Source organism: Streptomyces sp. JLBT605 (assembly GCF_058215555.1).
This window is the reverse complement of sequence record NZ_CM177087.1, coordinates 2949071-2973874: the sequence shown is the minus strand read 5'-3', so window position 1 is coordinate 2973874 and position 24804 is coordinate 2949071. Positions and strand designations below refer to the sequence as shown.

The following is a 24804-nucleotide window of genomic DNA, read 5'->3' as shown; positions in this document are numbered from 1 at the left end:
CGAGTACCGGAGGATCCGGGTGCCTGGGCGCCGGTGTGCCCGAGTGTCCGCTGGGCCCTGGTGTCCGGCGGCCGCCTGGTGTCCGGCGAGCCCTGGAGCCCGGGTGACCGAGCGCACCCGGACACCCCCTAGGGAACGGGTGCGGACGTCAGGACCGGGCGCGCGGGTGAGCCACCGTGCGCCCGCCTGTTTGTTCGGGTGTGAGGCACGTGGATTCACGTCATCCGGATAGGCTGGCGGGATGACGCGAGCCGAGCAGCCAACGGACGTGCCCCCCACTTCCGGCGCCCTTGCCGCGGACTCCCGCGAGCGTGCCGTACGAGCCCTGCTGCGCCATCCCCCGCTGAGGCGCCTGTGGGGCGCCCAGCTCATCGGTGGTGTCGCGGACGCCCTTGCCGTGCTCGTGTTGTTGCTGCTGTCGCTCCAGGCCGCGGTCGCCGCGGGTTCCTTCGGCGGCGGCTACCGCGGCGCGGCCTTCGCGGTCGCCGCGGTGCTGGGTGTGCGGCTCTTCGCGACGGTGCTCTTCGGGGCGGCGCTGCTGGGCCCGATCTCGGCGCTCATCGGGCCCGCCGGTCCGCTCGACCGCCGCTGGACCATGGTCGGCGCGGACGGGGTGCGGGTCGCGCTGCTGGTCATCGCCCCGCTGTGGATCGACTGGACGCCGGACGACGCCCTCGCCTGGCTGCTCATCACAGCCTTCGTGACCGGCGTCGCCGACCGCTTCTGGACCGTCGCCAAGGACGACGCGGCTCCGGCGCTGCTCCCGGCGCCGCCCGCCGAGGGCGCCGCCGTCCGGCCGCTGCCCGACCACCTCGACGCGCTGCGCCGCCTCTCGCTGCGCACCACCTTCATGACGCTGCCGCTCGCCGCCGCCGTGCTGCTGGCGGCCACCCTGCTGGGCAATCTGCTCGGCTCCGGCATCGAGTGGTTCCACGAGCACCAGGCCGCGCTCGGCGCATACGTGGCGGCCGGGCTCTTCGCCGCGGCCGTCTCCGTCCTGGTATTCCTCGAACTGCCCCCGGCGCAGACGCCCCGCGCGCGCTCCCCGCTGGAGGGCCTGCGCCGTCCGCGCACCGCGACCGGCCCGGACAAGGGCCGCACCGGCGCAGCCCCGCACCTGGTCCTGGCGTCCGCCGCGATCGCCGGTGCCATCGCCGCGTCCGTCGGTGTCGCCGCCTTGCAGGCCGCCGACCTCGGCGGCGGCCCGGTCGGCTTCTCGCTGCTGGTCCTGGTGCTGACCGGCGGCCCGGTGCTGGGCATCCGGTCCGCGCCGAGGATCCTGCCCGGTCTCTCCCGGCGCCGGCTGCTCGCCCTCGCCATCGCGATGACCGGCCTGGCGCTGCTGGTGGCGGGGCTGGTGCACGACGCCACCACGGTGGTGCTGATCCTCGCCGGTGCGGGGGTGGCCGCCGGGGTCGCCGCCCAGCTGGGCCACGCCCTGCTGGACCAGGAGGTCGAGGAGGTCCGGCGGGCCCGCTCCACCGAGCATCTGCATGCCGTGGTCCGCGTCTTCGTCGGGCTCGGCGCGGTCGCCGCGCCGCTGCTCGCCGCCGCCATCGGCCCGCACCGCCTGACCAGCGGCGACTTCGTCTTCGCCCATGGCGGCGCGGCCTTCACCCTGATGCTGGTCGGCGCCCTGCTGCTGCCCGTCGCCGCGCTGATCCTGGGCAAGATCGACGACCGGCAGGGCGTGGCCTTCCGGCGGGATCTGCGCGAGGCGCTGCTCGGCGGCGAACCGCACGAGGCACCGGCCGGCGCCGGCTTCTTCATCGCCCTGGAGGGCGGCGACGGCGCCGGCAAGTCCACGCAGGTCGAGGCGCTGGCGGAGTGGATCCGGGCCAAGGGCCACGAGGTCGTCGTCACCCGCGAGCCGGGCGCCACGTCCATCGGCAAGCGGCTGCGTTCCATCCTGCTGGACGTCTCCTCGGCCGGGATCTCGCACCGCGCGGAGGCCCTGCTCTACGCGGCCGACCGCGCCGAGCACGTCGACTCCGTCGTCCGCCCCGCCCTGGAGCGCGGCGCGGTCGTCATCTCCGACCGCTACATCGACTCGTCGGTCGCCTACCAGGGCGCCGGCCGCGACCTGGCGCCCACCGAGATCGCCCGCATCTCCCGCTGGGCGACGAACGGCCTGGTCCCGAACCTCACCGTGCTGCTCGACGTGTCCCCGGAGGCGGCGCGGGAACGCTTCACCGAGGCGCCGGACCGGCTGGAGTCCGAGCCGGCCGAGTTCCACCAGCGGGTGCGGAACGGATTCCTCACCCTCGCCGCGGCCGACCCGGGCCGCTATCTGGTGGTGGACGCCGCGCAGCTGCCGGAGGCCGTCACCGCCGTCGTACGCCACCGCCTGGACCGGATGCTGCCGCTGTCCGAGGCCGAGCTGAAGGCGCAGGAGGAGGCGCGCAAGGCCGCCGAGGAGGAGGCCCTCCGCCGCGCCGAGGAGGAGGCCGCGCGCAAGGCCGAGGAAGAGCGGCTGGAGCGCGAACGCCAGGAGGCGCTGGCCAAGGCACGCGCCGAGGAAGAGGAGCGCAAGCGCCGCGAGCTGGAGGAGGCGCGCCAGCGCGAGGCCGAGCGGCAGGCGGAGGAGGCCCGTAAGCGGGCCGAGGACGCGCGCCGCCGCGCGGAGGAGGAGCGCCGGCGCATCGAGGCGGAGGACCGCGCCCGGGCGCTGGAGGAAGAACGGCGCCGCCGCGAGGCCGAGGAGGAGGCCCGGCAGCGGGCCGAGGCCGAGGCGCGCAGGGTTGAGAAGCAGCGGCAGGCGGAAGAGGCCCTGCTCCGCGCGGAGCAGGCGCGGCGCGAGGCGGACGCCGAGCGCGCCCGGCAGGCCGCGGAGGCGGAGCGGGCGCGCCGGGCCGCGGAAGCGGAGGCCGCCGCGGCGGCCGAGCAGACCGCCGCGCACGGTGCCGAGGGCATTGGCGCGGGCGGCGCGGGTGCCGCGGGTACGGCAGGTGTCGCAGGTAAGCGGACCGGCTCGGGTGCCGCGAGCAAGAGGGCCGGCGCCGAGGGCGCCGGGAAGCGTTCCGGGTCCGCCAAGGCCGGTGAGCGTGACTCCGGCGGGCGCGGCGAGGCCGGCGGTGCGGGGGCGACGCAGAGCGCGGCCGCCGACGTTCCGACGGTGGAGACGCCGACCGTGGCCGGGCCGGGTGCGGGCGCGCCGACGGCCGACGAGGCGCCCACGATCGAGACGCCGGCCGTCGGCACCCCCTCGGTCAGCTCCTCGACCGCCGACGGCTTGGCCACCGACGGCTCGGCCGCCGGTACGGGCTCGCAGGACCGGCCGGCTCAGGGACCCGCCGCACAGGACTCCGCCGACACCACGGACACCGTCCAGACCCCGCTCGCCGGCCTGCACGCCAAGCGCGACGAGACGCGGCCCGGCGCCACGGCCCACGACGACGTGGCGCCGGGCACGGCGGGCCCGTCCGGTGCGGCGGCTCCGCCTCGCCCGGCGGCGCCGCCGCGCGCGGCCGACGAGACCGCCGTGCTGCCGCCCGTACGCCCCGGCGCTCCGGACCCGCGCGTCGCCCACCGGGCCGAGCAGGACGCCCAGCTGGACGAGACGGCGGTGCTGCCGCCGGTGCGGCCCGGCGAGGACCGGGAGCCCGGCTCCGCGGCCGGTGCGCCGGGCGGCGACCGGGCGGGCTCGCCCGCCGAAGGCGGCCGCGACTCCCATGGCCCTGCCTCCCCTGGCTCTGGCTCCCATGGCCCTGCCTCCGACGGCCGTGACTCCGGCGGCCGCGACTCCGGCGGTCCGGACTCCGAGCAGACCGCCGCCCTGCCGCGGCCCCCGGTACCGCCCGCCGCGGCTCCGGGCGCGGCACCGGTCTCCGGCCCGGCCGACGAGACCGCGGTGCTCCCGCCCGTCCACGCGGACCGGCCCGCCGACCCGGCCGACCGCGTGCCGTCGTGGCTGTTCCGTCCGGAAGAGTCGGGCCCGGGGCAGGACCCGGACAACGACCGCACCCGCGAGCTCCCGCACGTCGACCCGCCCCACCCCGGGCACTCTTCCGCAGGCACCGGCCAGCCGTACGGAGACCAGGCGCACGGACGCGAGGCGTACGGAGGCCAGGCGTACCAGGGCCAGGCGCCGGACGAGCCGCAGCGGCGCGGTCGTGAGCGGCGCCGTCCGCAGTGGGCCGAGGAGACTCCGCTGGACGACCTGCCGTCGCTGGCGGACGAGCTGCTCGGCCCCTACGACGAGGACGACCGCTACCGCCGCTGACCCTTCCTCGCACGGTCCGCGACGCGGCCGACGCCACCACTGCCCCCGCCACCCCGCGGGGGCAGTGCCGTATTTCGGCCGCTTCCGGGCCGTGCGCCGCCGTCCGTCCGCCGCCGTCCGTGCGGTGCTGTCAGTGCCGTGCCCCACAATGGATAGCCGCGGATGGCCGCGAGCACGTGAGGCTGGAGGCGACGATGGCGGTGTGGGACGACCTGGTCGGGCAGGACCGTGTGGCGGCCCAGCTCACCGCTGCCGCGCGGGACGCGGACGCGCTGGTCACCGCGGCCGCCGCGGACGCCCGGGAGCATCCGCACACCGTCGCCGCCGTCCCCGAGGCCGAGGGGGCGGATGCCGAGAGCGGCGGTTCCCGGATGACCCATGCCTGGCTGTTCACCGGGCCGCCCGGCTCCGGGCGGGCCACCGCCGCCCGCGCCTTCGCCGCCGCGTTGCAGTGCCTGAGCCCGGACCGGGCCCTGGGCGGAGCGCCGGGCTGCGGGTTCTGCGACGGCTGCCACACCACCCTGCTCGGTACCCACGCCGATGTGGAGGTCGTCCGCACGGATCTGCTCAGCATCGGTGTGAAGGAGACCCGCGAGCTGGTGCGCCGCGCCCAGCTCTCGCCGGCGGGCGGCCGCTGGCAGGTCATCGTCCTGGAGGACGCCGACCGGCTGACCGAGGGCGCGGCGAACGTGCTGCTCAAGGCTGTCGAGGAGCCCGCGCCGCGCACCGTGTGGCTGCTGTGCGCGCCGTCTCTGGAGGACGTGCTCCCCACCATCCGCTCACGCTGCCGGCACCTGACCCTCCGTACGCCGCCGGTCGACGCCGTGGCAGACGTGCTGGTCCGCCGGGACGGCATCGATCCCGGCCTCGCCGCCTCCGTCGCCCGCGCCACCCAGGGGCACATAGGGCGTGCCCGCCGCCTGGCCACCGACGAGCGGGCCCGCTCCCGGCGGGCGGCCGTCCTCAGGCTTCCGCTGCGCGTCGATGACGTGGGCGGCTGCCTGAAGGCCGCCCAGGAGCTGATCGACGCGGCGTCCGAGGACGCCAAGCAGCTCGCCGAGGATGTGGACGCCAAGGAGACCGAGGAGCTGCGGGCCGCGCTGGGGGCCGCCGCGGGCACCGGCGGGCGGCTGCCGCGCGGCACGGCGGGCGCGATGAAGGAGCTCCAGGACCGGCAGAAGCGGCGTGCCACCCGCACCCAGCGGGACAGCCTCGACCTCGCGCTCACCGATCTGACCGGCTTCTACCGCGATGTGCTGGCGCTGCAGCTCGGCTCGGAGGTGGCCATCGCCAACGTGGACGTGCGGGACGCCTTGGAGCGCGTCGCGGCGACCTCCCGGCCGGAGCGGACGCTGCGTCGCATCGAAGCGGTCACGGCCTGCCGTCAGGCGCTGGACCGCAACGTCGCGCCGCTGCTGGCGGTGGAGGCCATGACCATGGCCCTCCGCGCCGGCTGACCACCCCAGGCGCGCCGCTCCCGCCCGGGCGCCGCCCCGTCGACCCCGTCCGCCCGCCTGCCCTGGCCCTGCCTCGCCCGGCCCGCCGTACGTCGACGCCGCAGGCCGCTGAGCGGGCTGGCCACCCCAGGGCCGCTCCCTGCCCGGCGCCGCCCGGCCGACCCGTCCGCCCCTCCAGCCCTGGCCGACCGCCGCAGAGCCGCCGAGCGGTGACCCGCCGCACGCCGACGCCGCAGGCCCGCCAAGCGGCCGCCCCGCCCGCCCGCGGGCGCGCGGGCGCCGCTCGCGGCGGCGCGCCGGAGGGGCCGCCTCTCACCCGTACGAGTCTCCGTACGCCCGCATGGAGCGTAGTCATCCGGATACGCTCCGACACATCTGTTGCGCGTGCGGGAGCGCGTACGAGTACCGAAGGGCGGCCGACCGATGAGGTTCCGCAAACTCCGCCGCACCGGCAGCGTGCTGGCGGCGACCGTCGTGCTGCTGACCGCCGGCCTCGCCTCCGGCTGTACCTCCGACGATGCGGACTCCTCGAAAGACGCGTCCCGGCCCTCCGCGGCACCGCCCCCGGCCGCCCTGAAGCGCTACTACGGGCAGAAGCTCTCCTGGCACCGGTGCGGTGCCGCCGGCTTCGAGTGCGCCACCCTCAGGGCGCCCCTCGACTACGCCCGGCCCACCGCCTCCGAGGACCTGCGGCTTGCCGTCACCCGCAGGAAGGCGACCGGTCCGGGCAAGCGGATCGGCTCGCTCCTGGTCAACCCGGGCGGGCCCGGCGGGTCCGCCGTCGGCTACCTGCGCAGCTACGCCGCGGTCGGCTACCCGGCGCCGGTGCGCGCCCGGTACGACATGGTCGCCATGGATCCGCGCGGTGTGGCGGGCAGCGAGCCCGTCAGGTGCCTGACCGACCGGGAGATGGACGCCTACACGCAGACCGACCAGACCCCGGACGACGAGGCCGAGACCAGGCTCCTGGTGTCGGCGTACCAGCGGTTCGCGGCCGGCTGCGAGCGCCGCAGCGGCAAGCTGCTCCGCCACGTCTCGACCGTCGAGGCCGCCCGCGACATGGATCTGCTGCGCGCGGCGCTCGGCGACGACACCCTCACCTACGTCGGCGCGTCGTACGGCACCTTCCTGGGGGCGACCTACGCCGACCTCTTCCCGGGGCGCGTCGGCCGCCTCGTCCTGGACGGCGCGCTGGACCCGACCCTGACGTCCCGGCGGATCAACCGCGACCAGACGGCCGGCTTCCAGACCGCTTTCACGGCCTTCGCCGAGGACTGCGCGCAACAGGACGACTGCCCGCTGGGAACCCGCGGCGCCGACGACGCCGCCGCCCGCCTGGCCGGCTTCTTCCAGCGGCTCGACCGGCGCCCCGTCCCGACCGAGGACCACGGCCGCGACCTGGGCGAGTCCCTGGCCACCACGGGGGTGATCGCCGCGATGTACGACGAGGGTTCCTGGGCGCAACTGCGCGCGGCGCTGCGGTCCGCCATGGACGGCGACGGCACGGCGCTGCTCCAGCTCGCCGACGTCTACTACGAGCGCGAGGACGGCGCGTACGCCAACCTCATGTACGCCAACCCGGCCGTGAACTGCCTCGACCTGCCGCCGGCCTTCCGCGGCCCCGGCGAGGTGCGCAAGGTCCTGCCCGCTTTCCGCAAGGCGTCCCCGGCCTTCGGCGAGGGCCTGGCCTGGGCTTCCCTCAACTGCGCCTACTGGCCCGTGCGCCCCACCGGCACCCCTCACGCCCTGCGCGCCAAGGGCGCCGCGCCGATCCTCGTCGTCGGCACCACCCGCGACCCGGCCACCCCCTACCCCTGGGCCAAGGCGCTGGCGGGCCAGCTCGATTCGGGAAGGCTGCTCACCTACGAAGGCGACGGCCACACCGCCTACGGCCGGGGCAGCGCCTGCGTCGACGCCGCGATCAACACCTACCTGCTGAAGGGCACACCTCCGCCGGCCGATCGCTGCTCCTGAGCTGCCTCCGACGCCGCCCCTGACCTGCGCATACACCGCGTCCGCCGCCCCGTGCGGAGCACCTGCGGAAACTGTGTAGACTTGGCGGCGCTGCGGCTGCCACTCTGGCTGACGCAGCATGCCGCCTTAGCTCAGTCGGCCAGAGCGACGCACTCGTAATGCGTAGGTCAAGGGTTCGATTCCCTTAGGCGGCTCCGAGAGAGCCCAGGTCACCTAATCCGTGACCTGGGCTTTTCTTATGCCCTGACAGTTCTGCGGCGTCGCGCAGTTCTGCGGCGTCGCGGCCACAGCGTCCGGCGCGGATCGCGGCGACGGTGCCGACGGGCGGTTGTCAGTGGTGGGTGTCACGCTGAGTGAGAGGGAGGGTCTCCGAGATCTCGGCAGCGGAGGGAATGCCATGATCACTACGGATTTCGTCACCGGCTCACCGTGCTGGGTCGACCTGGGCGCACCCGATGTCGATGCCGCGGCCGCCTTCTACACCGCGGTGTTCGGCTGGGAGTTCCAGTCCTTTGGCCCGGAGGCGGGTGGGTACGGCTTCTTCAAGCGGGACGGCAAGACGGTCGCGGCGGTGGGCAAGCTCACCGAGGAAGGCGCGCGGTCGGCTTGGATGATCTACTTCCGCACCCCTGACGCGGACGCCACGGCCCGGGCCACCGAGGCGGCGGGCGGAGCCGTGCGGGTCGCGCCGATGGATGCTGACGGGGAAGGCCGGATGGCTCAGCTGACCGACCCGCTGGGCGGTCAGTTCGCGATATGGCAGCCGGGCGGGCACCTGGGGCTGGAGGCGGTGGACGAGCCGGGCACGTTGTGCTGGACCGAGCTCTACACCACGGACGCGGCGGCGGCGAAAGAGTTCTACGGCGGCCTGTTCGGCTGGGAGACCGAGGACATGCCGCTGCCGGGCGGGGGCGGGGCGTATGCGCTGATCACCCCGGCCGGCCTCACCCAGGACCGGATGCAGGGCGGCATGATGGAGGTGGGGGCGGAGCAGCTCAGGCTGACCGGCGGCAGGCCGTACTGGCACCCGGTGTTCGCGGTCGCGGACTGCGATGCCACGGTCGCCAGGGTGATCGAGGGCGGCGGCAGCCTGCAGATGGGGCCGGAGGACGCCGAGGGCGTCGGGCGCCTCGCTCTGTGCCTGGACCCGTCCGGCGCGGACTTCGTGGTGCTGACGCCGTCCCCGGAGGAGGAGTGAGGGGACGGCGCGTGGGCCGGCTGGATCTGTTGAGCACCGGACCCGTCGTCATCGGGCCCGCTGGTCGGGCGTCGAGGCGTGGCCGGCCGACCGCTTCCTGACCGCGGTCGGCCGGTCGCCATCGCCGCGTCGCCTGCCGCCTGGCGCACTGCCCTGGCCTGTCCCGTCCTGGCCCCGCTGCTCCCGCGGGCGGTGCCACGGCGCTGGTTCGCGGCGCCGGGTGGTGTGATGTCCGATTCCCGCCAGCACGGCTGTCCCGGAAGCCGGAGAGTGGAGAGCGACGGCACAGGCCGCGGTGGCGGGAGTAGAGCCGCGGTGGCGGGAGAGGAAGCGACGATGACGGTCTACACGACGATGGACAGTCCGCTCGGCGAGCTGCTGCTCGTCGGTGAGGAGTCGGCGACGGCGAACGGCGGGACAGCACTGGTCTCGTTGTCGATGCCCGGGCAGAAGGGCGGGGCGGTCATCCGGGACGGCTGGCGGCCGGACGCCGGGGCGTTCTCCGAGATCGTCCGGCAGCTGCGGGCGTACTTCGACGGGACGCTGACCCGCTTCGACATCACGTACGCGGCGGACCGGGGCACGGAGTTCCAGCGCCGGGTCTGGACGGCCCTGGAGGCCATTCCGTACGGCACCACCACCAGCTACGGGCAGCTCGCCGAGCGCATGGGCGTGTCGCGGGCGGCGGTGCGCGCGCTGGGGAGCGCCATCGGGGCGAACCCGCTGCTGCTGGTGCGGCCCTGCCACCGGGTGATCGGGGCGAACGGCTCGCTCACCGGCTACGCGGGCGGGCTGGAGCGCAAGCGGCAGCTGCTGAACCACGAGGGCGTCGCGACGCCGGCCGCCTGAGCCGGCCGTCGCCGTCGCCGTCGCGGCAGGAGACGAGGCGGAGACCAGGAGAGAGCAGGGGAGACGAGGACGGGGTGTCATGACGTCGCATGACCGGGCACTGCGGAGGGGCGGCCGAGGGCTGCCCGCGGTGCATGGGGTGCACGCGCCCACCCTCTTCGACGCTCCGGACGATGCTGCGGGCGGCGGTGACGGGCTCTTCCCGGCCGGGGGGCTGGCCGCGGGCGACGGGCCTGCCGCGGGCGACGGGCCGTGGGGAGGGGATGGCCGGCGGCTGGGAGGAGCGGAGGGCCGGCGGCAGGGGGAGCCCGTCCGGATCGCGCCCGGCGCGGTGCACCTGCCCGGCTGGCTGACGCTGGATCAGCAGCGCCGACTGGTCGAGGCGTGCCGGAGCTGGGCCACCGGCCCGGTGCCGATCCGCCACACCAGGCTGCCGCGCGGCGGCGTGATGTCCGTCCGGACGGTGTGCATCGGCTGGCACTGGCAGCCGTACCGCTACACCCGGACCGCCGGGGACGTGAACGGCGAGCACGTCGCGCCGTTCCCGGAGTGGATGGCCCGGCTGGGCCGCAGGGCCCTCGCCGACGCCTACCAGGACCCGGCCGCGGGCGACGACTACGCCCCGGACACCGCGCTGATCAACTTCTACGACGGGCAGGCCACCCTCGGCATGCACCAGGACAAGGACGAGCGGTCCAGCGCCCCGGTGGTCTCGCTGAGCATCGGGGACACCTGTCTCTTCCGCTTCGGCAACACCGGGAGCCGCAACAAGCCCTACACCGACATCGAGCTGGCCTCCGGCGACCTCTTCGTCTTCGGCGGACCGTCCCGCTTCGCCTACCACGGGGTGCCAAAAGTCCGGCCCGGGACCGGCGACCCGGCCACCGGCCTGGCCGGCGGTCGTCTCAACATCACCATGCGTGTCACCGGTCTGCCCGGCTGAGGCGCGGCCGGTCCGCCGGCGGTCGCCGGTGGCGGCGGGGCAGGCGTCCGCGATGGCTGGACCGGCTGCCCCGCCCGCCTCGCTACAGGTCGAACTCCGCCGGGTCGATGCCCACCGCGAAGCACGCCTCCCGCACGATCGCCTGCTCGGTCTTGTCGAAGTCGCCATCGGCGCCGCCGATCACTATGCCGATCTGAATCACGGCACGCGCCTCGGTCGGCTTCTTCTGGACCTTGCCGATCGTCTGCATCACGCTGACCTTGCCGAACGAGAAATCAGCGGTGAGCTTCGACAGGTAATCGTTGAAACGCCGCTGGAGATCATCGGCGGGGAAATTCTGCAGCACGTCGTTGGTGGCGATCAGAGCCGCCACTCGCTGCCGCTCCGACGGGTCGATCTGCCCGTCCGCGGCCGCCACCAGCGCGCACATCGCCATGCTCGCGTCCCGGAACGCCCCGCTCTTCAGATCGTTCTTCTTCGCCTGAAGCTGGGTCTGCATTGTCTGGGCGGAATCCTTCAGCCGATCCCACAGAGCCATGTGCTGTCTCCTTGTGAACTAGGGGTGCACTGGCTTAACTCTTTCCCCCGATAAAGAAGTTCCCGACCGGGTTCGATGGCCTGGGAGCGACTACTGAATGGCCGATCAGGCAAGGACTCGTCAGGTGGCCAGCGGACCGATGTGTTTCGGCCGCACTTGCCCCTCCAGCATCGCGCCCAGTCCCACCACCGCGCAGACATCGGGGTGCTCGGCGACGCGCACCGGCATGCCGGTGGCTTCCCGGATCATCGTGTCCAGGCCGGGCAGCCGCGCGCTGCCGCCCGCCAGCATGATGCCGCGGTCTCCCAGGTCGGCCACGAGGTCGGGTGGGCAGCTGCGCAGCACGGTGCCGATGGTGTCGATCACGCCCGACATCGAGACATGCGCCGCGGCCCGCACCTTCTCGGCCTCGACATGCACGGAGCGGGCGCGGCCGGTGATCAGGTCGCGGCCGTGCACCTCCGCGCTGCGCGTCGCGCCCGGGCCGCTGAGCATCACATGGAGTGGGCGGACGGCGTGCCCGGCCAGCGCCACCTCGTGGTGGTTGCGCAGGTGCTGCACCACCGCGCGGTCCACCGCGTCGCCGCCCACCGGCGCGTTCTCCGCGGCCACGATCGCGCCCAGCGACAAGACCGCCACCTGCGTCGTCGTGGCACCGCACACCACGATCATGGTCGCCTCCGGCTGCTCGACCGGCAGCCCGCAGCCGACCGCGGCGGCGACCAGGGTCTCCACCAGCTCCACCCGCCGGGCGCCGAGTCCGGTGAGCGTCTCGACGGCGGCGGTCTGCGCGAGCGGGTGGGCGTCGAACGGTACGCAGACCGCAGCGCGCAGCAGCGGCTTGCGCCGCCACGCCCGCCGCACCCGGTCGCCCACGAACTGCCGCAGCATCCGCTGGGCCATGGCGATGTCCACGACCGCGCCGCCGGAGATGGGGCGGACCACCGCGATGTGCCCGGGGGTACGCCCCGCCATCCGCTCGGCCGTGGTACCGACCGCGATCAGTCCACCGGTCCGCATGTTCACGGCGGCGACACTCGGTTCGTCGACGACGAGCCCGGCGCCCTTGAGGTAGACGCGGGTCCGGGCGGCGCCGAGGTCGACGGCGACAGAGCAACGGCGAAGTTGGTCCAGGCTGAGGGTCATTTCTGTGCTCCTGTGTGGGCGGCGGCGCGGGCCGCCCGCCCGGCGGCCCTTGAATCCATCGTGCGCGCGAGTCCGCGACGCCGCCCGCCTTGGTGCGCCGCGCGGGTGAGGGGGTGTCAGAAATGGCCGATGGGTGGCCGGTGGTGTCCTACGGCCCGTCAGGGAGCCGGAATCACCGCCGCGTCGGGGCCGTCTCCGCCGCAGCGCCGAGGGCCGTGGCGGCGGTCTCGGTGTCGCGGGTGCCGGTGCCGGTGCCGGCGGCGACGGTCGCGAAGGCGCGGTCGCCGGTGAGCGACCAGGCTTCGGTGACCCTGTCGCCGGCGAACGCGAGGATGTCGATGCCGCTGACGGTCCGCGTGCCGGACCCGACCGGGAGCGTCGCGTACCAGCGGCAGGCGACCTGCCCGGTGGGCGCCGCCGTGGCGTCCCCGGTGGTGATCGCGGCTCCTTCCAGGGCGTAGTGGAGACCGGGGCGGGCCTCGCGGTGGGCGGCGATGAACCGGACGAACTCCTCCGGACCGCGGAAGGCGTCGGTGTCCGTGTCGCCGATGGCGTTGCCGAACCAGATCCGGAATCCGGGGGCCAGGAGTCGATCGGCGATGGCCAGATCGCCGTTCCACATGGCCGTCCAGTCGTCGAACAGCCGCTGCCCGATGCTCATGATGATGCCCTTTCGCTGTTTCCTGACGGGTCACGGCGTGGCTGCCTGACCTCGTCGGACGCAGTCTCGAGCCGCTCGGCGACAGCGTGGTGTCGGTGTTTACGGGAAACCTGGGAGCGTTTACGGGAAACCCGGGAGCCCGGTCAGCTCATAGCCCAGCGCATCGATCCGGGACAGGTCGACCGGGCGCTGGGGCGCCGCCTCGTCCAGCGCCTCGGCCCCGCGCACCCGGTCCAGCCGGAAGCCCCGAACCGCCGACCGGAGCCGGCACCAGGCGATCAGGTACCAGTACTCGCCGGCGCCGTTCGCATCGCCGGGGCTGCCGGGGCTGCCGGGGCTGCCGGGGCTGCCGGGGCTGCCGGGGCTGCCGGGGCTGCCGGGGCTGCCGGGGCTGCCGGGGCTGCCGGGGCTGCCGGGGTCGCCTGTGTCGCCGGGGCCGATGGGACGCCCGGGTTCCGCGGAGGCGAGGCTGCCCCGGCCACCGCGCGGGCCGCGCAGGAAGCCGAGCGGCTCCACGGTCCGCTCGGTCACCAGGCCGTGCCGGTCGGCGTATTCCAGGCGCAGCACCTGGCGGCCGGTCAGCGCCTGCTGGAGGACGCGGGGCACGGTGACGGGGGCCGCGTCCGGCGCGGGCACCACGGTCCGGACCCGGGCGGCGAACTCCTCTGCCGCCGCGCGCTCGCGCGCGGGCATCACCGCCCAGACCTTGAGCAGCGCGGAGCGCGCCGCCTCGGCGAACGGTGTCCCCGCCAGGGCGTGCAGCCCCGCCGCCAGCGCGGTGGCCTCCGCCGGGGTCATGGTCAGCGGCGGCAGGGTGTGCCGCTTGTCCAGGACATGGCCGCCGGTCCGGCCGGGCTCCGCGTAGAGCGGCACCCCGGCCTGCTGGAGGGCCCGCAGATCGCGCTCGATGGTGCGCAGGCTCACCTCGAAGCGGTCGGCGAGTCGGCGGGCGCTGACCGGACGGGGTGCGGCGGCACGCAGCTCCTCGACGATCGCGTACAGCCGGTCGGTACGGTTCACCGGCCGCACCCCGGACGCGGCTCCCGGGCCCGGCGGCACAGCTCCCGACCGAGCTGTCGCGGCTCGCGTCCCCGCGGCCTGGGCTCCCGGCGTTCAGCCCTTGGCGTCCGCATAGCTCTCCACCACCGCGGTCGTGAACGGGAACCGGACCGGTGTCTCGCCGAAGGCGAGGCGTCCGGCGCGGTCGCCCGCCGCCTGGATCGCCTCCCGCACCTCCTCGGCCTCCTCCCGCGGACAGTGCACGATCACCTCGTCGTGCTGGAAGAAGACCAGCTCCGCGCGGTGGCCGGCCAGCGACTGGCGCAGCGCGGCGAGCATCAGCAGGGCCCAGTCGGCCGCGCTGCCCTGGACGACGAAATTGCGCGTGAACCGGCCGCGCGCCCTGGCACCCGCGCTGCTCCCGTACGCCGCGGGCGACTCCTCGCCGTCCCCCGACGGCGGCAGCCCTGCCTCGTCGTACGGCTCGTCGGAGCTGCTGGCCGGTGGGCAGGTGCGGCCCAGCCAGGTGCGCACCAGCCGTCCCTCCTCGCCCGCCCGCGCCGCCTCGTCCACATAGGCGACCGCGGCCGGGAAGCGGCGGCGCAGGGCGGCCAGGTGCTTGAGGCCGTCGCCCGAGGTCTGGCCGTAGACCGCGCCGAGCAGGGCCAGCTTGGCCTGGTCGCGGTCGCCGGAGAAGGCGCGGTCGGACAGCGTGGCGTACAGGTCCCGGCCGCTGCCGGCGACGTCCATCAGGCCCCGGTCGCGGGAGATGGCGGCCAGCACGCGGGGCTCCATCTGGTCGGCGTCGGCGACCACCAGCCGCCATCCGGGGTCGGCGACCACCGCGCGCCGCACCACCCTGGGGATCTGCAGGGCGCCGCCGCCGTTGGTCGTCCAGCGGCCGGAGACGGTGCCGCCGGGCAGGTACTCGGGGCGGAAGCGGCCGTCCCGCACCCAGGACTGGAGCCAGGCCCAGCCGTGCGCGGTGTGCAGGCGGTACAGCTTCTTGTAGCGCAGCAGCGGCTCCACCGCCGGATGGTCGATCGCTCGCAGCTCCCAGGCGCGGGTGGAGGCGAGCTTGATGCCCTGTCGCTGGAACGCCCGTATGACCTCGGCGGGCAGGTCCGGACGGACCCGTTCGCCGAAGGCCCGCGACACCTCGTCCGCCAGCTCCGCCAGCCGCTGCGGCTCCAGACCGCCGGGATAGCGCTCGCCGAGCAGCTCGTCCAGCAACTGCCGGTGCAGATCGGCCCGCCAGGGCAGGCCGGCCCGGCCCATCTCGGCCGCGACCAGCATCCCCGCCGACTCGGCCGCGATGAGCAGCCGCATCCGCTCCGGGTGCTCCGCCGCGTCCGTACGGGCCAACTGCCCGGCGTACACCGCCTCCAGCGCCTCCAGCGCATCGGTGCCGGGCGGCAGCGGCGGTGGCCCGGCCTCGAACAGCGACGGCTGGCTGTCCGCCGAACGCGGCGGCGGGTCGTCGGGGACGGGCAGCCCGCGCAGCCGGGCCCAGGCCGCGGCGAGCGAGCGCGGCCGGCCGTAGCGCCCTTCATGGCCGAGCAGCAGATTCTCGGCCGCTTCCACGTCGTAACAGCGCTCGACGCGGACTCCGGCGGCCAGCAGCCGCGGATACACCGCGGCTGTCGACCGCCAGACCCAGCGGTCCGCCTCCGGGCGGGAGCGGATGGCCGACGCGAGGCCGCCCGCGTCCGTCACGACCGGTCCGGCTGCCCGCCCGGAGGAGTCGAGCGGGCAGAGACGAACACCCCCGTCGTCCGTCTCTGCCACTGCCCACCTCATGAACGTGAGTGTGGCAGCAGGGTCTGACAACGAGGGATGACGAGGGATTGAGGGATGACGAGGGATTAGCGGATGACGAGGGATTAGGGGGCGCGGCCGCCGCGACGCCGCGGAGACCCACCGGGCGCCCCCGATGCGGCGCAGCCGCCGCCGCGCCGCGGCCGTGCCGGCGCGGGCCCGCGACCCAGGAAGGCGCGGGCCCGCGGGCCGCTCCCCAAGACCGCCCGCGGGCCGGCACCGCCGAGGTGCGCCGGCTACCAGCTGGACTTGCGGACCCCGGGCAGGTAGCCCGCGTGCGCCTGGCCGCGCAGGTTGACCCGGGAGAGGCCGAAGGCGCGGAAGTAGCCGCGCGGGCGTCCGTCGACGCTGTCGCGGTTGCGGACCCGGGTGGGGCTGGCGTCGCGCGGCTGCCGGTTCAGCTCGCGCCGGGCGGCCTCGCGCTCCTCGCCGGAGCTGTGCGGGCTGCTGATCACCGCCTTCAGCGCGGCGCGGCGTACGGCGTAGCGGGCGACCACCAGCCGCCGCTGCTCGTTCTTGGCGATCTTGCTCTTCTTCGCCATCAGACCTTCTCCCCACGGGCGCGGATGCGGGCGACCGCCGCCTCGATGCCGATGGCGTCCACGGTCTTGATGCCCTTGGTGCTGAGGGTGAGCCGGACGTGCCGGCCCTCGCTCGGCAGCCAGTAGCGCTTGTGCTGGATGTTCGGGTCGAAGCGGCGCGAGGTGCGCCGGTGGGAGTGCGAGATGGCGTTGCCGAAGCCGGGTTTGCGGCCGGTGAGCTGGCAGTGGGCGGACAAGAAGGGGCCTCCTCAGAGCCTAATGAAAATGGAAACCATTTCTGTATAGTAGCTCGTATGGCCCGCAACGAACTACGTCCCGTGATCAAGCTCCGGTCCACCGCAGGCACCGGATTCACGTACGTCACCCGCAAGAACCGCCGGAACGACCCCGACCGCCTGGAGCTGCGCAAGTACGACCCGGTGGCCGGTCGCCACGTCACCTTCCGAGAAGAGCGCTGAGGAGCACCCCCGTCATGAAGCCCGGCATCCACCCCCCGTACGGACCGGTGGTCTTCCGCGACAAGGCCGCCGGCTTCGCCTTCCTCACCCGCTCCACCGCTTCAAGTGACAAGACGGTGGAGTGGGAGGACGGCAACACCTACCCCGTCGTGGACGTCGAGATCTCCTCGGCGAGCCACCCCTTCTACACCGGCACCGCGCGCGTGCTGGACACCGCCGGCCGCGTCGAGCGCTTCGAACGCCGGTACGCGCGGTACGCCGAGCGCGGCGCGGGCCACGGCACGCGTCGCGGCACGGGCCACGACACGGAGCACGGCACGAACCGTGGCGCCGAGCGCGGCTCGGACCGGGTGCCGGATCCTGAGGGGGGCCGGTGATCGGCCCCGCCCCGCTCCCGGTCACCGTGGTCGGCGGCCTGCACTCGGACGCCCGGCGCGCGGTGGTCGACCGGTTGCTGGCCGCCGTCCCCGGCAGCGTCGCGCTCCATCACGACCTGGCGTCCGCCGCCGCCGGCACGGTGCGGCGGATCGTCCGGGACGGGCGAACCCTGCTCGACGAGGGCGAGGCGCCGCTGGTCAACGACTGCGCCTGCTGCGCGCTGCGCGAGGACTTGGTGCCCGAGCTGATGCGGCTGGCCGACTCCGGCGCCTGCCGACTGGCCGTGGTGGAGCTGTGGGACTCGGTCGAGCCGCAGGCCATGGCCGAGGTGGTGGCCGCGCACAGCGGTGAACGGCTGCGGCTGAGCGGGGTGCTCACCGCCGTCGACCCCGCGCTGGTGCTGCCGTACCTCGGCTGCGGGGACGATCTCGCCGAGGCGGGGCTGGCGGCCGCCGTGACCGATCAGCGCACCGTCGCCGACACCTTCGCGCGCCAGTTGGAGTACCCGCCGGTGCTGGTCCTGGTCGACGGCACGGCGCAGGCCGGTCAGGCCGCCGACCCCGGCAGCGACGCGTCCGCCGGCATGGACAGCGGCCCGTCCGCCGGCCCGGACGCCGGTGCGGACACCCATGCGGGCACAGTGCTCGGCGGGATCCTCGGCGACGGCGGTGTGGAGCCCGCCGACGCGACGGACCTGGCGCTCCTCGCCCAGCTGCACCCGACCGCCCGCCAGGTCGCGGTCGACTGTGAGGAGGACCTGGTCGCCGAGGCGCTGGCCGGATTCGACGTGGAGGCCGCGGCCGCCCGTCAGCATCCGGCGTGCGCCCTGCTGCCGCAGGCCGCCGACGCGGACGGGGTCACCACGGTGGTGTGGCGCCGGGTGCGACCCTTCCACCCGGGCCGGCTCTACGCGGCCCTGGAGGACCTGACCTGCGCGGCCGCGCGCAGCCGCGGCCGGTTCTGGCTGGCCGACCGGCCCGACACCCTGCTGTCCTGGGAAGCGGCGGGCGGCGCGCTGTGCGTGGAGAGCGCCGGGCCATGGCTCGCCTCGCTGCCGGACGCGGCCTGGGAGATGGTGCCCGCGACCCGGCGGGTGGCGGCCGCACTGGACTGGGACGCCGAGCACGGCGACCGCGCCCAGCACCTCACCTTCACCTCGCCCGGGCTGGACAGCGAGGGACTGCTGGCCCTGCTGGAGTCCTGCCTGCTCACCGACGCCGAGTACGCCGCGGGCCCGCGGAGCTGGCGCGAGCTGTCCCGGGCCTTCGACGACCTCCTCGACCCCGTCTCCTGACCCGATCACCCACTGAAAGAGAAAGGGAATCGCATGCCCCGGAACGCGGCGCGCCGAAAGAATCCCAAGCCGAAGCCGAACCCGTTGGACGCCGCGGGCGTCACTTATATCGACTACAAGGACACGGATCTGCTGCGGAAGTTCATCTCCGACCGAGGCAAGATCCGTAGTCGGCGGGTCACCCGGGTCACCGTCCAGCAGCAGCGGCAGATTGCCCGTGCCATCAAGAACGCGCGGGAGATGGCGCTGTTGCCGTACGGTTCGCGGTGATCAATCAGACACGCGGTGTGCACGTGCATCCGCTCGTGCTGATGCATGTGAACGAGGGTTATGATCCGGGCAGTTGACAGCTGTACTGACCACCGGAGAGCCCTGTGCGCGACCACCCGTACAACGGCATGGCGGCAACAGCCCTCCATGGCGTCGTCTGGCAGAAGAGCACACACAGCAACTCGCAGGGTTCCTGCGTGGAATTCGCCAAACTCCCGGGCGGGGAAGTCGCGATGCGGAATTCCCGATTCCCGGACGGGCCGGCGCTCATCTACACCCCAGCGGAGATCGCCGCTCTGCTGATGGGCGCGAAGGACGGGGAGTTCGATCACCTGGTCGGCTGACGCCGTCCCGTCCGTGTCCTTTCCGGTGGTCGGCTGCCGCCCCGCCCGCCGCGGCCCACTGCGCGGCGTGGTCAGGCTTGGGGCAGCCGGAAGAGCGCCCAGACCACCTTGCCGCGCAGGGTGCCGGCGAGCGGATGCCAGCCCCAGTCGTCGCTGACGAACTCCACGAGGCAGAGCCCGCGGCCCGACTCCTCGCAGGAGTCCGCCTCCCCGGCCACCGGGCTCTCCTCGCTGGGGTCGCGGACCGCGCACACCAGAAGCGAGGCCCAGCGCATCAGATGCAACCGGACCTGTGATTCCGTGCCCGCCGGACCGGCCGTCGCCGCCCCGGCGGGCGCATCGGTGGGCGCTTTGGCGGGCGCATCGGTGGGTGCGGCGGCCAGGCCGGGCGGCAGCCCGTGCCGCAGGGCATTGGTGACGAGTTCGGAGACGACGAGCGCGACATCGTCGAAAAGCTCGGGCAGATCCCACTGCTTGAGTGTGGTGCCGGCGAACTGCCGGGCGCCTTTGACCGCTTCGAATCGACCCGGGAGCGCACAGGAGGCGGTCGCGGAGACGGCCGAGGGGTCGACTGGCGGAAGCCCTCGCCACAAAGGCTCCAGCATGGTCGAGCCGTTCGTCCCCATGCGAGCACTCCTGCATTGGTTGCCACGTGATCCTGGCTGGATCCCCGTACGAGCTTGCACGTGCGCGAGGACCATCGTTCCGAATGCGCAAGGCAGATGCAAGGGCAGATGCACGTGCACGGGACGATTTGATCACCCCTGCTGTGATTCGCGCATGATTCTTCCTACGCCCACTTGCGTACGTATCCCGCCTCCGTAACGACTTGTGCACAGCGCGGAGCCCGAAAGTGGCAGACTTCCCCGCCAGGGGTTCACGGGGGTCGCCCCAGGAAGGGTGCGTTCCGTACAGGGAGGGTCACGGAAATGACCGCAGGTGAGTCGAGCGGTTCGGTGGTGCGCCGTATTCTCCTGGGCTCCCAGCTCAGGCGGCTACGCGAGTCCCGCGGCATCACGCGCGAGGCAGCCGGCTATTCGATCCGGGCGTCCGAATCCAAGATCAGTCGCATGGAGTTGGGCAGGGTGAGCTTCAAGGCGCGCGACATCGAGGACCTGCTCACGCTCTACGGAGTCACCGACGAAGCGGAGCGCGCCGCGCTGCTCGGACTCGCCCGCGAGGCCAATGTGGCGGGCTGGTGGCACTCCTATGGCGATGTGCTGCCGGGCTGGTTCCAGACGTACGTCGGGCTGGAGGGCGCGGCCTCGCACATCGCCTGCTACGAGGTGCAGTTCGTGCACGGCCTGCTGCAGACCGAGGCGTATGCGCACGCCGTCGTCACCAGTGGCCAGCCGCAGGCGTGCGACGCGGAGGTCGACCGGCGGGTGGCGCTCCGGCTGGAGCGGCAGAAACTCCTCGTCTCCGAACGGGCGCCGGAATTCCATGTGGTGCTGGACGAGGCGGCGCTGCACCGCCCGTACGGCGGACCGCAGGCGATGCGCGCCCAGCTCCAGCACCTGATCTCCATCTCCGAGCAGGCCAATGTGACGCTCCAGGTGATGCCTTTCGCGTTCGGCGGGCACGCGGCGGAGAGCGGCGCTTTCACCCTGCTGCGCTTTCCTGAATCAGACCTTCCGGATATTGCCTACCTGGAACAGCTCACCAGCGCGCTCTATCTCGACAAGCGTGACGAGGTGGCGCAGTACCAGCGCGTGCTGGACCGGCTGGCCGCGACAAGCCTGTCGCCCGCGAAGAGCCGCGATCTCATCCGGCGGCTGGCGCAGCTCCACTGAAGTCGCACGCCGAGTGGGTCGAGGGAAGTCGTCCGCCGAGTCGCGCCGCTGAAGTCGTCCGCCGAGTCATCCGGTTGACGCCCAACTCGCTTGATACATAAGTACGATGGCGTGCGTTCAGGGCCCGACTGACGCGCGGGTGTCCGGTACCCCGCCGAGGCAGACAGGGATGGCATGTCCTACTTCTCCGAGCTGGCGTTTCAGTACATCGACGGCGAGTGGCGGCCCGGGAGCGGCTCCTGGGACATTGTCGACTTCAACCCGTACAACGGGGAGAAGCTCGCCTCCATCACCGTGGCCACGGTCGACGAGATCGACCAGGCTTACCGGGCCGCCGAGCGGGCGCAGCCGGAATGGGGCAGTACCAATCCCTACACCCGGCGGCTGGTTTTCGAGCGGGCGCTGCGCATTGTGGAGGACCGGGAGAAGGAGCTGACGGAGGCGATCGTCGCCGAAGTCGGCGGCACGCTGCTCAAGGCGGCCTTCGAACTCCATCTCACCAAGGAATTCCTGCGTGAGGCGATTCAGCTCGCGCTGCGGCCCGAGGGGCGCATCATCCCCTCGCCGGTCGACGGCAAGGAGAACCGCCTCTACCGGGTGCCGGTCGGCGTGGTCGGCGTGATCAGCCCCTTCAACTTCCCCTTCCTGCTGTCGATCAAGTCGGTGGCCCCGGCGCTCGCGCTGGGCAACGCGGTGGTCCTCAAGCCCCACCAGAACACTCCGATCTGCGGCGGCGGGCTGGTGGCGAAGGTCCTGGAGGAGGCCGGGCTGCCGGCCGGCCTGCTCAATGTCGTGGTGACCGACATCGCCGAGATCGGGGACGCGCTCATCGAGCACCCGGTGCCCAAGGTCATATCGTTCACCGGCTCGGACAAGGTCGGCCGCCATGTCGCGACCGTCGCCGCCTCGCACTTCAAGCGCACCATCCTGGAGCTGGGCGGCAACAGCGCGCTGGTCGTCCTGGACGACGCCGACCTCGACTACGCGGTCGACGCCGCGGTGTTCAGCCGCTTCGTGCACCAGGGCCAGGTGTGCATGGCGGCCAACCGGGTGCTGGTGGACCGTGCGGTGGAGCAGGAGTTCACCGAGAAGTTCGTGGCGAAGGTCCGCTCGCTGACGGTCGGCGACCCGAGCGAGTCGGCCACCCACATAGGTCCGCTGATCAACGAGGTCCAGGCCGAGACCGTCACGGCCCTGGTCGACCAGACGATCGCCGAGGGCGCCACCCCGCTGCTCCGCGGCCGCGCCCAGGGAGCGCTGGTCGGCCCCACCGTGCTGACCGGTGTCGCCGAGGACTCCCCGGTGCTGCGGCAGGAGATCTTCGGGCCGGTGGTGCTGCTGGTGCCGTTCGACGGCGACGAGGAGGCCGTCCGGATCGCCAACGCCACGCCGTACGGGCTCAGCGGCGCCGTGCACAGCGGCAGCGTGGAGCGCGGTGTCCGGTTCGCGCAGCGCATCACCACCGGCATGTTCCACGTCAATGACAGCACCGTGCACGACGAGCCGATCGTGCCGTTCGGCGGGGAGAAGCACTCGGGCGTGGGCCGGCTGAACGGCGAGTCGATGGTGGAGAGCTTCACCACGACGAAGTGGATCTCCATCCAGCACGGCCGGAGCCAGTTCCCGTTCTAGGGGGTGTCCGGTGGGTCGGGCGCCGCGCGGTGGCCGGCGGGGTACCCCTAATCTGGGCGGCAGCGCAGGGCTGGGCGGTTACGTCCGGCGGAAGGACGGGCGGAACGGGGAGACGATGTCAGCGATCCGGCTGCTGGTGCTGGGGGCCGTCCGCCAGCACGGGCGGGCACACGGCTACCAGGTCCGCAACGACCTGGAGTACTGGGGCGCCCATGAGTGGTCCAACGCCAAGCCCGGATCGATCTACCACGCCCTCAAGCAGATGGCCAAGCAGGGCCTGATGATCGCCCACGACGTCGCGCCCAGCACGGCCGGTGGGCCGCCGCGGACCGAGTACGAGCTCACCGAGGAGGGCGAGGCGGAGTACTTCCGGCTGCTGCGCGCCTCGCTGCTGCGGCACGACCAGAAGATCGACGAGCTGACCGCGGGGGTCGGCTTCATCGTCGACCTGCCGCGCGAGGAGGCGATCTCGCTGCTCAGGCAGCGGGTGACGGCGCTGGAGCAGTGGCGGGCGGAGATCGCCCAGCACTGGTCGCCGCCCGCCGACACCCCCGAGGCGTGGGGCCACATCGGCGAGGTGATGAAGCTCTGGCTGCACACCTCCGGCAGCGGCGCCGAGTGGACCCGCGGGCTGATCGAGCGCCTGGAGGCGGGGGCGTACGTGATGGCGGGGGAGGGGGAGCGTTCGGTGGACGTCCTGCCGGAGGGAGCGGAGAACCCGTACGGGGCGGACCGCTGACTCGACGTCTTACGTTCAACCCCGTTGCTCCGCCAACGCCGTTGCCGCGTAGCGCGGATGCCAGGTCGGCAGCGTTGCCGCGTCGCACCGGCTACCGTGCTCGTATGGCGATCGAACGGGCGGAAACGGCAGGCGAGCCCGGCTACGCCCTGCTCATCGCCGCCGAGCCGGGTGGGAAGCAGGGCAAGCAGCGGGTGATGGACTCCGGGGCGGCGCTGCCCGCGCTCGCCGCGGTGTCACCGGCCGTACTGGTCGGCACCCCCAGCGGGGCCAGCGTGGTGCAACTGGTGGATCCGGCCGACCCGCAGACCGTGCTCACCCATCTGCGGACCGCCGCCGCCCACCGGGGCCCGGTGCTGGTCTACCTCGCGGGCCAGCTCACCCTCGACACCAAGCAGCGCCTGCCGCACCTGGCGCTGGCCCGCACCGCGCCCCGTACCGTCCGCTACAGCGCACTGCCCTGGCACTGGCTCGCCGCCGAGCTGGGCCACCGCCCGCCGGGCAGCACCACCCTCGTCGTCGACCTGGTGGCCGACGGGACGGTGTGGCCGCTGCTGGCCGAGTACGGCTCCTCGGCGGCGCACCATCTGGCGGCCGGGCTGACGCTCTACGGCGTGGTCGCCCCGGTGCCGCCCAAGCGGCAGCTCGCGGTGCCGCTCTACAGCCGGGCGTTCGCGGCGCTGTTGCGGGGGGCGGGGGAGCGTCCGCCGTTGGGGGCGCTGCATGAGCGGGCCGCGCTGGAGGCGGGGCTGGGCGGTGGCGCGGAGCTGCTGCTGGGTGGGGTGGAGCGGGGTGAGCCGTCTCTGCCGGCGGATGGCGTTGCCGGGGGCCTTCCATCGATATCGCCCCGCACCGGGCAGCCTCCGATACCGGCGAGCGCGCCAGCGTCGCCCGCGCCGGAGCTGCCGGTGGGCGGGTCGGGTGCGAACCGGGACGTCTCCTCGTGCGGCGCGGCGACTGCTCCGTTCGCAGGGTGGGCCGACGACAGCCGCGCCTTCTGCGGGGAGCGCCCCGGTACGCCCCCTTCGGCCGTCGTGCCCCCTCCGGCCTTCGCGCCGCCTGTCGCGGCAACCGCTGCTCCGGCGGCGAGTGTTTCGATGCCCGATCCGCACGCGGCCATCCTGGAGGCCGCGCGGGCTGGGCGGCACAGCGAGGCCGCGGCGATGGCGGCGGCCTGGGAGCAGGAAGCGATGCGCGCCACCGGGCCCAGCTCGCCCGAGACCATCCACTGGCTGGAGGTGCGGGCGGATCTGTCCCGGCTCGCCGACGATCCGGCCCGGGCCTGCGAGTTGTGGATGGCGGCGGCCCGTATCCGGCTGGGCAACCAGGAGTCCCCGAGCCATCCGGACGTGGAGGGCGCCGCGGACCGGGCGCACCACCAGTGGCAGCAGATCCAGGACCCGGTACGGGCGGTCGCGCTGGCCCCCACGCTGATCGAACTCCGCACCCGGGTGCCGGGCCGTAGGCCGGGCGCGGTGGCGGCCGTGCGGCGCCGGGCCGAGCTGCTGGTCGCCCCGAAGGCCGGCTGAGACGCGCGTCACAAGCGTCG

22 protein-coding genes, 1 tRNA gene and 1 pseudogene are annotated in these 24804 nt (G+C 73.8%); 16 read left to right on the top strand and 8 right to left on the bottom strand.

The features are described from left to right. Window positions 1-241: 241 nt before the first annotated feature. The 7 genes from tmk (at window position 242) to AC4BDD_RS13040 (ending at window position 10643) form a co-directional block, all read left to right on the top strand. Window positions 242-4222, top strand: a complete 3981-nt coding sequence (tmk, locus tag AC4BDD_RS13070) for a dTMP kinase (protein WP_490691173.1) — start codon at window positions 242-244, stop codon at window positions 4220-4222. 194 nt (window positions 4223-4416) lie between these two features. Then, on the top strand, window positions 4417-5679 hold the full coding sequence (locus tag AC4BDD_RS13065) for a DNA polymerase III subunit delta' (protein ID WP_490691172.1): 1263 nt from the start codon (window positions 4417-4419) through the stop codon (window positions 5677-5679). Window positions 5680-6102: 423 nt separating this feature from the next. Further along, on the top strand, window positions 6103-7653 hold the full coding sequence (locus AC4BDD_RS13060) for an alpha/beta hydrolase (protein WP_490691171.1): 1551 nt from the start codon (window positions 6103-6105) through the stop codon (window positions 7651-7653). A 120-nt stretch (window positions 7654-7773) separates the two neighbouring features. Next, window positions 7774-7847: transfer RNA gene (locus AC4BDD_RS13055), tRNA-Thr, on the top strand. A 203-nt stretch (window positions 7848-8050) separates the two neighbouring features. After that, window positions 8051-8851 (top strand): VOC family protein, encoded by an 801-nt coding sequence (locus AC4BDD_RS13050; protein ID WP_490691170.1) that lies wholly within the window; start codon window positions 8051-8053, stop codon window positions 8849-8851. A 336-nt stretch (window positions 8852-9187) separates the two neighbouring features. Beyond that, window positions 9188-9700, top strand: a complete 513-nt coding sequence (locus tag AC4BDD_RS13045; RefSeq protein ID WP_490691169.1) for a methylated-DNA--[protein]-cysteine S-methyltransferase — start codon at window positions 9188-9190, stop codon at window positions 9698-9700. A gap of 274 nt (window positions 9701-9974) precedes the next feature. Next, on the top strand, window positions 9975-10643 hold the full coding sequence (locus tag AC4BDD_RS13040; protein ID WP_490691762.1) for an alpha-ketoglutarate-dependent dioxygenase AlkB family protein: 669 nt from the start codon (window positions 9975-9977) through the stop codon (window positions 10641-10643). An 82-nt stretch (window positions 10644-10725) separates the two neighbouring features. On the opposite strand, the gene AC4BDD_RS13035 is transcribed toward AC4BDD_RS13040, so the two are convergent. From AC4BDD_RS13035 to rpmB, 7 genes are all read right to left on the bottom strand, one after another. Continuing rightward, a complete protein-coding gene (locus AC4BDD_RS13035; RefSeq protein WP_490691168.1) occupies window positions 10726-11181 on the bottom strand; it encodes a tellurite resistance TerB family protein in 456 nt (151 codons plus the stop codon). A gap of 120 nt (window positions 11182-11301) precedes the next feature. Beyond that, entirely contained in the window at window positions 11302-12327 is a 1026-nt protein-coding gene (locus AC4BDD_RS13030) for a rod shape-determining protein (RefSeq protein WP_490691167.1), read from the bottom strand. A gap of 172 nt (window positions 12328-12499) precedes the next feature. Beyond that, window positions 12500-12988, bottom strand: coding sequence for a nuclear transport factor 2 family protein (locus AC4BDD_RS13025; RefSeq protein WP_490691166.1), 489 nt, complete (start codon window positions 12986-12988; stop codon window positions 12500-12502). 120 nt (window positions 12989-13108) lie between these two features. Further along, the gene (locus AC4BDD_RS13020; RefSeq protein ID WP_490691165.1) at window positions 13109-14008 is read right to left on the bottom strand and encodes a helix-turn-helix transcriptional regulator; all 900 of its coding nucleotides are present in this window, start codon (window positions 14006-14008) and stop codon (window positions 13109-13111) included. A gap of 93 nt (window positions 14009-14101) precedes the next feature. After that, on the bottom strand, window positions 14102-15787 hold the full coding sequence (locus AC4BDD_RS13015) for a bifunctional 3'-5' exonuclease/DNA polymerase (protein WP_490691164.1): 1686 nt from the start codon (window positions 15785-15787) through the stop codon (window positions 14102-14104). 254 nt (window positions 15788-16041) lie between these two features. Then, on the bottom strand, window positions 16042-16347 hold the full coding sequence (gene rpsN / locus AC4BDD_RS13010) for a 30S ribosomal protein S14 (protein WP_490691163.1): 306 nt from the start codon (window positions 16345-16347) through the stop codon (window positions 16042-16044). Continuing rightward, entirely contained in the window at window positions 16347-16583 is a 237-nt protein-coding gene (gene rpmB, locus AC4BDD_RS13005; RefSeq protein WP_490691162.1) for a 50S ribosomal protein L28, read from the bottom strand. Before rpmB ends, rpsN begins: the two co-directional genes overlap by 1 nt. A 57-nt stretch (window positions 16584-16640) precedes the next feature. Here rpmB and rpmG point away from each other — a divergent pair, with 57 nt between their 5' ends. The 5 genes and pseudogenes from rpmG to AC4BDD_RS12980 all read left to right on the top strand — a co-directional run bounded on the left by rpmG (window position 16641) and on the right by AC4BDD_RS12980 (window position 19091). Continuing rightward, window positions 16641-16805: a 50S ribosomal protein L33 gene (gene rpmG, locus AC4BDD_RS13000; RefSeq protein ID WP_039634212.1), complete on the top strand. Its 165-nt coding sequence runs from the start codon at window positions 16641-16643 to the stop codon at window positions 16803-16805. Window positions 16806-16819: 14 nt separating this feature from the next. Next, window positions 16820-17071 (top strand): annotated as a pseudogene (locus AC4BDD_RS12995) (type B 50S ribosomal protein L31); the annotation flags it as partial. A gap of 107 nt (window positions 17072-17178) precedes the next feature. Continuing rightward, complete coding sequence (locus AC4BDD_RS12990; RefSeq protein ID WP_490691161.1) at window positions 17179-18477, top strand: GTP-binding protein; 1299 nt, start codon at window positions 17179-17181, stop codon at window positions 18475-18477. Window positions 18478-18510: 33 nt separating this feature from the next. Continuing rightward, window positions 18511-18747, top strand: coding sequence for a 30S ribosomal protein S18 (gene rpsR, locus AC4BDD_RS12985; protein ID WP_490691160.1), 237 nt, complete (start codon window positions 18511-18513; stop codon window positions 18745-18747). Between the two features lie 128 nt (window positions 18748-18875). Next, on the top strand, window positions 18876-19091 hold the full coding sequence (locus tag AC4BDD_RS12980; RefSeq protein ID WP_490691761.1) for a DUF397 domain-containing protein: 216 nt from the start codon (window positions 18876-18878) through the stop codon (window positions 19089-19091). 71 nt (window positions 19092-19162) lie between these two features. Here the strand turns inward: AC4BDD_RS12980 and AC4BDD_RS12975 are convergent, their stop codons facing one another. After that, the gene (locus AC4BDD_RS12975) at window positions 19163-19717 is read right to left on the bottom strand and encodes an ATP-binding protein (RefSeq protein ID WP_490691159.1); all 555 of its coding nucleotides are present in this window, start codon (window positions 19715-19717) and stop codon (window positions 19163-19165) included. Between the two features lie 303 nt (window positions 19718-20020). Between AC4BDD_RS12975 and AC4BDD_RS12970 the strand changes: the two genes are divergently transcribed. The 4 genes from AC4BDD_RS12970 (at window position 20021) to AC4BDD_RS12955 (ending at window position 24784) form a co-directional block, all read left to right on the top strand. Then, the gene (locus AC4BDD_RS12970) at window positions 20021-20884 is read left to right on the top strand and encodes a Sco1979 family transcriptional regulator (RefSeq protein WP_490691158.1); all 864 of its coding nucleotides are present in this window, start codon (window positions 20021-20023) and stop codon (window positions 20882-20884) included. A gap of 174 nt (window positions 20885-21058) precedes the next feature. Continuing rightward, a complete protein-coding gene (locus tag AC4BDD_RS12965; RefSeq protein WP_490691157.1) occupies window positions 21059-22516 on the top strand; it encodes an aldehyde dehydrogenase family protein in 1458 nt (485 codons plus the stop codon). A 115-nt stretch (window positions 22517-22631) separates the two neighbouring features. Continuing rightward, window positions 22632-23255 (top strand): PadR family transcriptional regulator, encoded by a 624-nt coding sequence (locus AC4BDD_RS12960; RefSeq protein ID WP_490691156.1) that lies wholly within the window; start codon window positions 22632-22634, stop codon window positions 23253-23255. A 104-nt stretch (window positions 23256-23359) separates the two neighbouring features. Beyond that, the gene (locus AC4BDD_RS12955) at window positions 23360-24784 is read left to right on the top strand and encodes a hypothetical protein (RefSeq protein WP_490691155.1); all 1425 of its coding nucleotides are present in this window, start codon (window positions 23360-23362) and stop codon (window positions 24782-24784) included. The last annotated feature ends 20 nt before the right edge of the window (window positions 24785-24804 follow it).